The sequence below is a fragment of the Dyadobacter chenwenxiniae genome (assembly GCF_022869785.1).
GTDB classification, from domain to species: Bacteria; Bacteroidota; Bacteroidia; order Cytophagales; family Spirosomataceae; genus Dyadobacter; species Dyadobacter chenwenxiniae.
Map to the genome: position 1 here is coordinate 268,541 of NZ_CP094997.1, position 11,866 is coordinate 280,406.

Here is an 11,866-nt window from a genome sequence, read left to right on the forward strand (position 1 = left end):
TATTAATCGCAATATAAAAGTAAATTTTATATATTATCATTAATGTGAGCGGTTTTATCGGTTACATAGTCGTGAGGTCAAACCAACCAGTAGCCAGCAACGTCGGTATTTTTGATACTTAGCGCGCTTTCATGTGCAAAGCGAAAACACACCTCATGGAAGTAGGAATAGGTTGCTGACAGTTGCGGTGAAGCTGAATTGTTTTATACGAGCGTAATGTAAACTATCCATTTATGATGCACAATCTTGCAGTGGCTAAATGTTCACCAGTTATATGTACATCCCTTTGAACAAGCGATACCTTTTAAAGCTCAAATCTGTTTTGCCCTTGTTCACTATCGTAGTTTGGAGTTCGGTGCTTGTGCTCGGCCTGGTACGGTGGTGGTTATTTATGGGTCAGTATCCGCTTCTTGAAGTTAATGAAGAAATGTGGGAACTATACATTCCTGCATTTATCGCCCTTGGGCCAATTTGGTATTGGATGAAATTCGAGCGGTTGACTTTCCGTAAAAGCCAACGTAGTCGCGTGGAGCAGTTGCAGCTCATCGGTTATTTTACGCTTTTTGGAATGCTTGCAGTGTCGCAAGCATATCTTTCCACATTTGAAAGCAGAATGGTAGTGGTAAAGGATGTGAAGCAAATTGAGCAAATGAAAGAAGCCAGATACTATAAAATCGATACGTTTGCAGTGTATAAGCCGATCGGAGGCGCTTATTACACATCGAGCGTGGATGGGCGATTTCAGAGCAATCTTAAGTTTGACATTTATTTTGTAAACCCAATCCTGACGCACAAGAAGCAGTTTATTACAAGGACGCCCCGTTTCTGGTACGGAGTTAAATTTAACAAGAAAATCAGCAACTACTTAAACAGCCAGGAAAAGCAAAAACGCTTCCAGGCTTTTTACCAGGAATGTGTGAACAAGATGATCAACTACGATTTTCAAAGACTGGATCATTTCGAACGCAAACCCGCCTCATTCGATCGCCAGGGTTTCCGCAATGCAGTCAGGAATGCCCTGCAAAGACCGATTAATAACGAATTTGTAATTCTTGAGGCTAAAAATAAAGTATTCGAAAATAAAGACAACCAGAAGGTGATCTGGACATTTCTGACCTATTTTATCGGGTGTGGCGTGTATATGCTGGCACTCATTAAACCGGGCTATTCAAGCGAACTTTCCGACGAATAGAAAGCCGGTAAGCTCACGCGAAGTGCACAGGCTGGGATAGCCAATCAGATATCGGGCAAAATCACTGACTTGCAGGCAAAAATGTGCAAGAGGCAGAATATGTTTTGGGCTGGAAAGGCATAGGCTCACCTTTGGCCTGGTAATTAACTAACTGCTTCGTATCATGAGAATCCTTACATTCCTATTCGGCCTGTTATTCATTTTTCCCGTCTGCGCACAAGTAAAAACAACAACAAAACCCATTGAGAGCAGAGCTTTCCGAAAAGCAATCAGATCCGCGCAGCGCTACGTCGACTCATTACGTGTAAAACAGGATATTCCGGGAATTTCGGTCTGCGTGGGAAGTGCCAGTGGAATACTTTGGGCAGAAGGCTTTGGCTATGCCGACCTGGAAAACCTGCAACCCGTTACTATCCACTCCAAATTCCGGTTGGGTTCGGTTTCCAAATCACTCACCTCATTTGCCATTGGCCGGTTGGTGGAAGATGGTAAATTGGATCCGGATGTGCCTGTCCAACAATACGTGCCCGCGTTTCCGACAAAAAAGTATCCGATTACTCCCCGCCAGTTAGCTACGCACACTGCTGGAATCCGCCACTATCAAGACAATGACCCGATTGCCTGCCCCGTCCGCTATCCCAGTGTGCACGATGGATTAGGTATTTTCAGTAACGACAGTCTACTTTTTCGGCCGGGTACCGCATACGGATACTCCACCTATGGCTATTCATTGCTGAGCGCGGTTATTGAAGGGGCAAGCCATACTGACTATCTCTCCTTTATGAAAAAAGTCGTCTTTGATCCGCTGGATATGACAAGCACCGGAGCTGACTATTCCGACAGTCTGGTCAGCGGACGCGTGCGGTTCTACGAGCACAGTAAAACAAAATTAGTGAACGCTGCCATGGTCGACAACAGCTACAAATGGGCAGGCGGAGGGCTTTTATCCACCCCCTCCGATCTGGTTAAATTCGGTCGTGGACTGCTTAACCACACAACGCTCCGTCCTGAAACAATCGCCATGCTATTAAAACCCCAGCTTCTGGCAGACGGCACCAACACCTATTATGGGATGGGCTGGCGTATCGGGACAGATAGTATGAAAAAGCCAATTATACACCACGGAGGCTCTATTGATGGCGGAAGGACGTTTCTTCTTATTTACCCGGACGAAAAGTTGGTCGTAGCCTTTACAGCCAACATGAGCGGTGTCAATATTAACTTGCCCGAAGCCCAGACAATTGCACAATTCTTTTTAGCCACAAACCAATGAAAAAGATTCATCTCATTGCATTACATGTGGGCTATTGGCTGCTGTTTGCCTTTCTGATCAGTTTTGTGTTTTTTATCTCGCAGGCAAGTGACGGGTTCGCCTTGCCCGACACAGAGGATTGGATAGCTATTCTGCTGTTCAGCTTACTGACAGGGATTAGTAGTTTTTACGCATTTTATTTGTGGCTCGTTCCCCGCTACCTGGTGACGCGCAACATTAATCATTTCGTTCGTATCGGCTTGCTTATAAGCCTGGGGGTTGCCATCTTATCGGTCCTGCTGGTCTCATTAGTTACCACAGTAATCATTTATATTGCTCTTAATCAATGGCAGTGGATCCTATTTTCTGGTTCGGATCAACTGATTTTACTGGCGGGTTTTACACTGCTGGCGCTTGTCAATGCATTGACAGGCGCCCTTCTGCGCGCATCGATAACCTGGTATACCGACATTCACCTGAAAGAACAAATAGCAAACCAGGCGCTGCAAACGGAACTAGCCTTATTGAAGTCGCAACTGAACCCGCACTTCTTGTTTAACACGCTTCATAATATCGACATTCTAATCGGGCATGATGCCGCGAAGGCTTCCGCCTATTTGAATAAGCTTTCTGACCTGTTGCGGTTCAGCTTATACGAAACGCAGGCCAATCAGATCCCCTTGGCACAGGAAATTGCGTCGATTGAAAAGTATATTGAATTGCAGAAAATCAGAATGTCTAATGAACAATATGTCTCGTTGCTGATCGATGGCCAGGCAGACGGGTTAGAAATTACCCCAATGCTGTTTATGCCTTACATTGAAAATGCATTCAAATATGCCGCAAACAAAAAAATCACCGACGGCATCCGCATTAACATTAAGATAAGCAATGAACACATTCATTTCCAATGTGTCAATGTTATTGATCCATCTAAATTAACAAGAGAAAATCAGGGGGGCATCGGGCAGAAACTGCTTGGCAAACGATTAGCTTTGCTCTACCCGGAACGCCATAAATTGCTTGTAAAGGCCACAGATACAACTTATTCCGTAGACCTAACCCTATCACTGAAAACCTATGCGCTGCCTGCTGATTGAAGATGAACCCCTGGCTATGCTGCGTCTAAAAGAGTTTGTCGCCCGCTTACCGTTTCTGACGCTCATGGATGCGGTGGACAACGCCCTGGATGCGATCCCGATCATTCAACGTGAACCGATTGATCTTATATTTTTGGACATTGAAATGGATGGCATTACCGGCTTGCAGCTTCTGGAAGTTTTGCCGGTGCGCCCCGCTGTGATCCTGACGACCGCTTTTGATCATTATGCGCTCAGGGCATTCGATTTACAAGTAGACGACTATTTGTTAAAACCCTACACCTTTGAGCGGTTTTTACAAGCCGTGACCCGGGTACGGCAAACTTTTGGAAAGCATGATAACGAACCTGAAAGCTCATTTTTGTTTGTAAAAGCAGAATATCGTCTTCAAAAGATAAGTTTGGATCAGATCATTTTCATTGAAGGAATGCGTGACTACCGGCGCATTCACGTTGAGACGGAAAAGATCATGACCCTGGAAACTTTTGGCGAGTTGGAACAGCGCTTACCCCACCAGCGATTTTGTCGTGTTCACAAATCATATTTGGTTGCTTTGAATAAGATCGAATCCATCGAACGCGACAGGATCAAAATTTTTCAAACCGTAATTCCCATATCAGACAAATATCGCGACATTTTCTACGAGCGTATTGGTCGGCCTGCCAAGTAGATCAAACAGTAGTCAGTTGGAATTATTTCTCCTGTCTTTTGCTTATTGTTATTATTATGGGCAACTGATTGCACATAAATATTGAAAGTATATCAACGTATGGCACAGTATCTAAACGAGACGTCAAGAACATTTAGTGAGTATCTTTTAATTCCAGGATTGACAACAAAGGACTGTGTTCCTAACAAAGTATCGCTAGCAACGCCACTCACAAAGTTCGATGGCAACGGAAAACCCGCAATTGAGTTAAATATTCCCTTTGTATCAGCCATTATGCAGTCGGTGTCTGATGACCAGATGGCCATTGCTTTGGCAAAAAATGGCGGCTTATCATTCATTTTTGGGTCTCAGTCTATTGAAGATCAGGTTGAGATGATCCGTAAGGTTAAAAATTATAAAGCGGGATTTGTAGTCAGTACGGCAAATTTAACTCCGGAGAACACCTTGTCGGACGTACTTTCACTCAAAGCGAAAAAAGGACATTCAACAATCGCCATAACCAGTGATGGAACGGCAAATGGCAAGCTGCTAGGCATAGTTACTGGAAGGGACTATAGAGTTTCAACAGATGGTTTAGACAAGAAAGTCCATTCATTCATGACACCATTGTCCGAGTTGGTTACTGCTAAACTGGGGGTGACATTGAATCAGGCCAATGATATCATCTGGGAACATAAGCTTAATAGCCTGCCCGTCATTGATGAGGACGGCAACTTCAAATTTTTTGTTTTCAGAAAAGACTACGATCATCATAAGGAAAATCCCTCCGAGTTGTCTGATGAGCAAAAGAAGTTGCTGGTCGGCGCTGGAATTAACACGCGGGACTATAAAGAAAGGGTGCCTGCCTTGATTGGAGCCGGTGCTGATGTGCTTTGTATTGATTCGTCTGACGGGTTCTCGGAATGGCAAAAAGATACGCTTGAGTACATTAAAAGCGAGTACGGTGACAGTGTCAAAGTCGGCGCAGGTAATGTTGTTGATAAAGAAGGTTTTCTCTACTTGGTGGAAGCAGGAGCTGATTTTGTGAAGGTTGGCGTTGGAGGAGGTTCAATATGCATCACCAGGGAACAAAAAGGAATTGGCCGCGGACAGGCAACAGCGCTCATTGAGGTTGCGCAGGCCCGGGATGATTACTATGCTTCTACGGGTACGTATATACCTATATGTTCGGACGGGGGGATTGCCCAGGATTACCATATGGTGCTGGCTCTTGCGATGGGTGCAGATTTTTTAATGATGGGGAGATATTTTGCCAGGTTTGACGAAAGCCCTACCAGAAAGTTACTCGTCAACGGCAACTATGTGAAAGAATATTGGGGAGAAGGATCCAACAGGGCGCGCAACTGGCAACGTTACGATATGGGTGGTGATGATGGCCTGAAATTCGAGGAGGGCGTGGACAGCTATGTACCTTATGCGGGTAGATTGAAGGATAACCTGGCCGTAACGCTTGGGAAAATTAAGTCAACCATGTGTAGTTGCGGAACGACTTCCATAACCATGCTTAAAAACAAAGCCAAGATCACCCTAGTATCTTCCGTGAGCATTGTCGAAGGCGGTGCGCACGATGTAATATTGAAAGATGCAAACAGGTGACAGCGCTGGTAGCAGATGCCTAATGTTCCCGCTGATTCCGTCATTAAGCACTTTCAATTTTACTTGCAACAATAATTAAAATGATCAAAACGACCCGTAGAGACTGCAATAGCTTGCAAGGCTTGACGCTTTAAATGCGGATCGTTTAATCCTACTCATTCATATTCATTAATGTCTCTTTGCTCAGTGGCTTTGGGAAATACCCGCTGACAAGTGGGTGGTTCCTGGCCTGCTCGATATCTTCCGGATCAATGGAGGAAGAAAGGATAATGATCTTTATTTGGCTATGAAGCTTATCTTCAAAAGAGCTATATGCGTCTAAAAACTCCCAACCACTCATCACTGGCATATTGATATCCAAAAACAGTACTGTTTCCTGGTTGTCTGATTCGTGATCGTGTTCGTTTTGAATGAATTGCAGGGCTTTCTCCGGGTCAGTAAAAAGCTGGATGCCGGCCGCCGGAGCAAAGTTTGTAATAACATACTTGCAGACCATATTATTAATAGGGTCGTCATCAACGACAATAAACCGTAAGGCTGTTTTCATCTAATGGCAGTTCAATTTTAATTGGAACGAAATTCCATCCTAAACTCGGTACCCTTATCGACTGCGCTATTCACATAAATTTTTCCTCCAAGCATTTCAACTTGTGTCTTTACCATAAACAAACCCATTCCTTTTCCTTCCACATGCTGATGGAAGCGCTTATAGAGGCCAAAAAGCTGTTTGCCTTTTTTATCCAGATCGATGCCCAGGCCATTATCCAGAACGGAAATAATGACAATGTCATCAGCCTGGCTGCTTTTAATGTGAATTACTGGCGCTACCTCCGGCTGACGGTACTTGACAGAGTTCGCTATCAGATTATAAAAAATGCTGTGCAGATAACTTTTGATGATAAAAAGCTGGCTTGCGGCCTCAAAATCGGTAACTATTTTTACCTGTTCTTTTTTTAATGTTGTTTCCAGATCAAGCTTAATGTCATCTATCATTTCACATAAGTCGACTGATTCCCGTTTTTCGCTAACATCTCTTTTAACCTGCAAGATTGTGTTAAGGTCCAAAATGACGTTGTCCAGCCTTTTGACATTCACGATAATGCCTGTCAAAAATTCTTCTTTTACTTCTGGGGGATAAATATTCTGTCCCAAAAGCTCGGCCAGTCCGATGATGTTAGCCACCGGTGCGCGCAAGTTGTGGGATACGATATAGGAAAATTGTTCAAGCCCTTTTTTTGACTCAATAAGCTCATTTGTGTAAGTGCGCAAGTTTTCATTAAGTTCTTTAAGCTCCACCTCGGAATTCTTTCGTGATGTAATGTCCCGGAAATAAATTGAAAGCCCACTGGCTGATGGATAAGCTGATACCTCGAACCAGATATTGTCCCTTTCATAATAAGCTTCAAAATGCTGGATCGTGTTTTGTTCAACTGCCTTATGATATGATTCATAAAATAAAGTATCAACGGCATCGGGAAAAACATCCCAGACGCTTCTGCCAAGTATGGTTTCTTTCGGGCACTTTAAGACGATCTCAGCCTTCTTGTTCCAATACGAGACAATCCAGTTATTATCCACGGCAAAAAACGCGTCCCCAATACTCTCCAGGATCACATTTTTTTCTTCAAGAGCTTTGAGCACTTTTTCTTCGGCCTGTCTTTCTCTGGTGATGTCGTTGACAAAGCAGGAAAGGCCTGTGACCTTATTATTTTCTTTTATGGGGTGAATCGAGAACTTAAAGTGACATGGTATACCATGCACGTTGAGCTGTTTTTCGAATTTTAAAACTTCGCCGCCAAACGCCCGCGCATTGATATGTTCCCACTCAGGGATAGACCCCGGGTCAAACTTGCCAATAGAATCACGGATGTCATATCCTGGCTGCACATCTATACCATATTTTTCTTTCATCACCCTTTTATGTGCCTGGTTACAGGTAATGTATCTGTAGTTCCTATCCAGCGAATAGATAAGCGCATCGGTGTTATTCATGATTGCATTCAGATTGGACTCTGAAAGCCTTAGCGCTTGGCTGGACATTTCATTCTGGGTTACATCTTGCAATACGCCATACAGGCTTATGGGCTGTCCCCAGGTATCGAGCTCAATATGGGTCTGCACATGCAGATACCTGATTTGTCCGTCCTTTCGTATGATACGGTGCTGGTAATTAAAGGGCTGCATGGAGTCCAAGACGCGTTGATTGGCTTTGACCACATATTGCAGGTCTTGCGGATGTACAAAGGATAACCACGCTTGGGTTGACTGCTCATTATCGTTTTCAGGTAAACCGTAAATCCTGCACGCCTCTTCCGACCATATGCTGGAATTTGTTACCAGGTCCGTTTCCCAACTCCCTAGATGGGCAATGGCCTGCGCCTGGCTCAAACGTCTTTCTTTGTGTTTGAGCTGTTCGTCTGCTACAAGTTTAAGGCGCTCACGTTCAAAAAATTCCAGAGAAAATGAAATGCCTGTTGCCGCTTCTTGCAATAATGTGGTTTCGGCCTTGGTGAAAATATTCGTTTCCGACGCATACAAGTGAAGACTCCCTATGATCTTGCCCGATCTTTTGAGGGGCAGCACCATGCAGGATTGGTATCCGGCAGCAGCAGCCAGTGCTTTCCAATTTTCAGATAGGAAGTCTTGCTGTATATCGTTTGTTACATAGTAAGGCTGCAATTGTAACGCTGCGGCCAATTCTTCTTGCTCTTGAGCAGCAGTTACAAAGCCTGTCATGTAGGGTTCTGCAATGCCTTTTTGCTCGGCTACTGTTACTGTGCCGCTACTGTCCGAGTAAATACCAACCCATGCGCCCCGAAACTTTCCGGTTTCAATGGCAATCTTGCAAACCTGCTTAAAAACGGTTTGTATATCCAGCGCATGTACAAGTGTGTGATTAACCTGGCTCAAAAATGCATACAGCCGGTTTAGATGGTGTATTTTCTCTTCACTGGCTTTCTTGTCGGTAATATCCCGGAAATTGTCTACAATGCCGTTTATTGCGGGTTCATGTAAAAGATTAGTTATCGTGGCTTCAATCCATCGCCAATTTCCGTCCTTGTGAAGCATCCGGCTGGTATGCCCGGGCATGGTCACGCCCGGATTTGCAAAGACTCTTTCCATAGCCTTCAATATTGCTGGCACATCCTCGGGGTGCGCCTTCGAGACGATGTCCATGCCAATCACTTCTTCGGGCGTATAGCCCAGAACGTTTGTCACTGCTGGCGATGCATACACCGGTCGGGCCTGATTGTCAAGTATAACGACTGCATCACTACTGTTTTCCACAAGTGCACGGAAACGCTCTTCGCTGTCCGTTAACAGTTGTAGCAATTTTTGTTGTTGGTTCTTGAACTGGTATTTCTCCAAGCTTTTTAAAACAGCGAAGGGAAGGCGGCCAGCCTGGCTTTTAATTATATAATCATCTACACCAATCACTACCAGTTCCTGAGCCATTTCATCGGATATAGAATCAGAAATGATAATAAAGGGGATGCTGAGTCCACTTTGTTTTAAAAAGTCGAGCGCCTGACAGCAGTTGATGCCGGGCAAGCTGTATTCTGCAAGGATCACATCAGGTAAAAAGCCGGTAACAGCACTTATGAACTCTTCCCTTGTGCCAGTCACCCGTATTTCAGCAGTTATGTTTCCTTTGTGTAAGGCTTGTTTTACTGCGCTTGCCGCAAATGGTGAATCTTCCAGGTAAACGATGTTCAGACTACTTTTCATTTGAATGTATTTTACTTGTCTGTTGCAGCAATAACCGACGGATACGGATCACTTTCCTTGCCTGGTCAATTTGTTTGCGACTGGTAATAAGTTGGTTATAGCACCCTGGACACTCTGCTCGGATAAATGCTTTTTTCCCTGATCAGTTATTACCGATTACAGATATTTAAGCAAAAGAAATATATGGATTGTTTAAAGAAAGTAGCAAATTATTTCTACAAAATATAAAATTATTATTATAGTGCAGGGGGAAATGAGTGAATGATCGAATGACTGAATGACTGAATGACTGAATGAATGAGTGAATGACTGACTGAATAAATAAATGAATCATGTTTAATCTTTAGAGGGGCGCGGGCGCTGCCTGAATCGACGAATAAAGAAAATATTCAATCATTCAATCATTCAGTCATTCGGTCATTCAGTCATTCGATCATTCAATCATTCACCCATCCTGCGCCAATCCAAGCCAGCGCCGGGACAATAAAAAACCGGGAAGACGATTAGTCAACCCGGTCAATTTTTAACGTTGAGTATAGATGTAATATGCCTGGAACACACCGCGAGAGCCATGTGAACAGGCTTGTGGTGTTATTTGTAAAAATTTTCCTTTGATGCCGTATTGCTTACCAGCTGACCGGCAGACTGCGGCCTGCTGTTATTTTTATTTTCTAACTGGCGATGACGGGACTCTTTCAACAGCAAGCATAGTGCCAGTAGAAGAGAAGCTATTAGTAAAGTACCTTTATTTTTCATAAGTATGCGAATAGTGTGGTCCTTAGCAGACATAGATATACTTCAATTTCCATGCCTGGATTGCAATCAAAACCCATAGCAAATAGCCTTGCAGTTACATTAGAGACGTTTTTTTTTGCACTAATCTGCTGGTGTATGTCTCGTTTGCCATTCATAACAGCTGTAAGGCCACTTTTTTTTCGAACTTAGAAAAATTATAAATTGTCAATATTCAAAAAAACGCAGGAATGCCAATTCAAAGTTGCCGAGCAGAGGTTAATTCTGCCGCAACTTGTTCACAAATTCCGCACAAAACGTATTGGGCAGACTGATAAAAAATGTTAATTATTAAATTGCCGGGATTACCTTACTAACGCAACTTTAACAGCTTATTGAGCATACGGAAATGCGAGACAGGAGATTTGTTGCAACACACCGCGGTGGTCCTTTACAAATGCAAGAGCATAAGGACTTAATGGAATGGGCTTCTAATTGTGTAAAACATGCGCTGGTGCACATTGGAGAGCATTCAAATACTTCGTTAACAAAGATTCTGGATGTAGGCCAGGCATGGAAGCACGGTAAGGCTTCTGTTGGTGATGCACGGAGCGCGGCGCTTGCCGCTATTGCTATTGCCAATGAACTCAAAGATCCGGCAAAGATCTCCGCAGCTCGTGCCATTGGGCACGCAGTTGCGACCGCTCACATGGCTGACCATGCTTTAAGAGCAGTTGATTATGCCTTAAAAGCACTAAATAACGAGGATAGGCCCTCAGAAAAGCAGTGGCAAAATCAGCAATTGCCCGAATCTATCCGGACGCTTGTCCTTACGGCCCGTAAATAGGCGGTGAAAGTGTGAACTTGCAATAGTAGTGCGTCGTCAGCTAGGTGATTCCTGCCATAAAAAACAAACAAAAGCCGGAACCATGGGCTCCGGCTTTGCAAATTTTTCAACGATTTCGTTTTTTTTCAGTAGGTTATTCGAGCTTACGGGCTTTCTGGACGCGTAAGTGACCATCTGATTAGGATGAAGGTAAAAAGTGTTTATTAATTATACAATAGTAATGGTAATAAAATGCTAAAAATATGGACAATTCGGTTGCGAATCGCGCAGATGGCTTCATGCGCACCTTGACTCATAATCAGTTTATATTAAGCTTCGCAGCGGCATTTCTTTCGTTGACGGCCATAATCTTAATTTAGGAAGCGGCTGCACTTACCTTACTGTTTCCCTGGCTGCTGACCGGCTTTCTTGGGGTTTTTGCCCCCAGCGTCCCTGCCGCCCTGAACTGTTGACCCGGATTTCTTCCTGCTTGATGCGTTCACACCTGTGTTTTGGGGATTGCTGGCAGCGGGAACGCTATTGGTTTTATCAATATGCGTTGGAGGGTTGCCGGTAGTAGCCTCACTGGTAATGCTGCCTCCTTTACTACTCTGTGACTGGTCACCCGCTGTAACTTTTTGTGTCGGCTCTTTGTCCTTTTTCTGGGTTGCGGTGGATTGTGCCAGAAGCGTTCCAGCCGACAGCAGAAGTGATAACGCGATAGAAATTGTCTTCGTATTCATAATTTTTTGGTTTTAGTTAAGTTCAA

General features: G+C 44.0%; 9 protein-coding genes. 6 read left to right on the plus strand and 3 right to left on the minus strand.

What is annotated here, in order from left to right; genetic code table 11:
* Positions 1–274: 274 nt before the first annotated feature.
* The 5 genes from MUK70_RS01065 to MUK70_RS01085 all read left to right on the plus strand — a co-directional run bounded on the left by MUK70_RS01065 (position 275) and on the right by MUK70_RS01085 (position 5,810).
* Positions 275–1,192 carry a hypothetical protein gene (locus MUK70_RS01065; RefSeq protein WP_234655756.1) on the plus strand — a complete coding sequence of 306 codons (918 nt, stop codon included), beginning with the start codon at positions 275–277 and terminating at the stop codon, positions 1,190–1,192.
* Positions 1,193–1,355: 163 nt separating this feature from the next.
* Entirely contained in the window at positions 1,356–2,465 is a 1,110-nt protein-coding gene (locus tag MUK70_RS01070) for a serine hydrolase domain-containing protein (RefSeq protein ID WP_234655755.1), read from the plus strand.
* Positions 2,462–3,544: a sensor histidine kinase gene (locus tag MUK70_RS01075; protein ID WP_234655754.1), complete on the plus strand. Its 1,083-nt coding sequence runs from the start codon at positions 2,462–2,464 to the stop codon at positions 3,542–3,544. The genes MUK70_RS01070 and MUK70_RS01075 overlap by 4 nt, the downstream gene beginning before the upstream one ends.
* Complete coding sequence (locus MUK70_RS01080; protein WP_234655753.1) at positions 3,525–4,214, plus strand: LytR/AlgR family response regulator transcription factor; 690 nt, start codon at positions 3,525–3,527, stop codon at positions 4,212–4,214. The genes MUK70_RS01075 and MUK70_RS01080 overlap by 20 nt, the downstream gene beginning before the upstream one ends.
* 99 nt (positions 4,215–4,313) lie before the next feature.
* A complete protein-coding gene (locus MUK70_RS01085; RefSeq protein ID WP_234655752.1) occupies positions 4,314–5,810 on the plus strand; it encodes an IMP dehydrogenase in 1,497 nt (498 codons plus the stop codon).
* 151 nt (positions 5,811–5,961) lie between these two features.
* Here MUK70_RS01085 and MUK70_RS01090 read toward each other — a convergent pair whose 3' ends face one another.
* Both MUK70_RS01090 and MUK70_RS01095 read right to left on the minus strand, forming a co-directional pair.
* Complete coding sequence (locus MUK70_RS01090) at positions 5,962–6,357, minus strand: response regulator (RefSeq protein ID WP_234655751.1); 396 nt, start codon at positions 6,355–6,357, stop codon at positions 5,962–5,964.
* A 17-nt stretch (positions 6,358–6,374) separates the two neighbouring features.
* Positions 6,375–9,539 (minus strand): PAS domain S-box protein, encoded by a 3,165-nt coding sequence (locus tag MUK70_RS01095; RefSeq protein ID WP_234655750.1) that lies wholly within the window; start codon positions 9,537–9,539, stop codon positions 6,375–6,377.
* Positions 9,540–10,728: 1,189 nt separating this feature from the next.
* Here MUK70_RS01095 and MUK70_RS01100 point away from each other — a divergent pair.
* Positions 10,729–11,118 (plus strand): putative immunity protein, encoded by a 390-nt coding sequence (locus MUK70_RS01100; RefSeq protein ID WP_234655749.1) that lies wholly within the window; start codon positions 10,729–10,731, stop codon positions 11,116–11,118.
* A gap of 377 nt (positions 11,119–11,495) precedes the next feature.
* Here MUK70_RS01100 and MUK70_RS01105 read toward each other — a convergent pair whose 3' ends face one another.
* The gene (locus MUK70_RS01105; protein WP_234655748.1) at positions 11,496–11,840 is read right to left on the minus strand and encodes a hypothetical protein; all 345 of its coding nucleotides are present in this window, start codon (positions 11,838–11,840) and stop codon (positions 11,496–11,498) included.
* Positions 11,841–11,866: the final 26 nt, after the last annotated feature.

Excerpts from the sequence above, each read along its gene's own strand:
- MUK70_RS01080 (WP_234655753.1), top strand. The coding sequence starts at position 3,525 with ATGCGCTGCCTGCTGATTGAAGATGAACCCCTGGCTATGCTGCGTCTA.
- MUK70_RS01090 (WP_234655751.1), bottom strand. The coding sequence starts at position 6,357 with ATGAAAACAGCCTTACGGTTTATTGTCGTTGATGACGACCCTATTAAT.
- MUK70_RS01085 (WP_234655752.1), top strand. The coding sequence starts at position 4,314 with ATGGCACAGTATCTAAACGAGACGTCAAGAACATTTAGTGAGTATCTT.
- MUK70_RS01075 (WP_234655754.1), top strand. The coding sequence starts at position 2,462 with ATGAAAAAGATTCATCTCATTGCATTACATGTGGGCTATTGGCTGCTG.
- MUK70_RS01105 (WP_234655748.1), bottom strand. The coding sequence starts at position 11,840 with ATGAATACGAAGACAATTTCTATCGCGTTATCACTTCTGCTGTCGGCT.
- MUK70_RS01070 (WP_234655755.1), top strand. The coding sequence starts at position 1,356 with ATGAGAATCCTTACATTCCTATTCGGCCTGTTATTCATTTTTCCCGTC.
- MUK70_RS01065 (WP_234655756.1), top strand. The coding sequence starts at position 275 with ATGTACATCCCTTTGAACAAGCGATACCTTTTAAAGCTCAAATCTGTT.
- MUK70_RS01095 (WP_234655750.1), bottom strand. The coding sequence starts at position 9,539 with ATGAAAAGTAGTCTGAACATCGTTTACCTGGAAGATTCACCATTTGCG.
- MUK70_RS01100 (WP_234655749.1), top strand. The coding sequence starts at position 10,729 with ATGCAAGAGCATAAGGACTTAATGGAATGGGCTTCTAATTGTGTAAAA.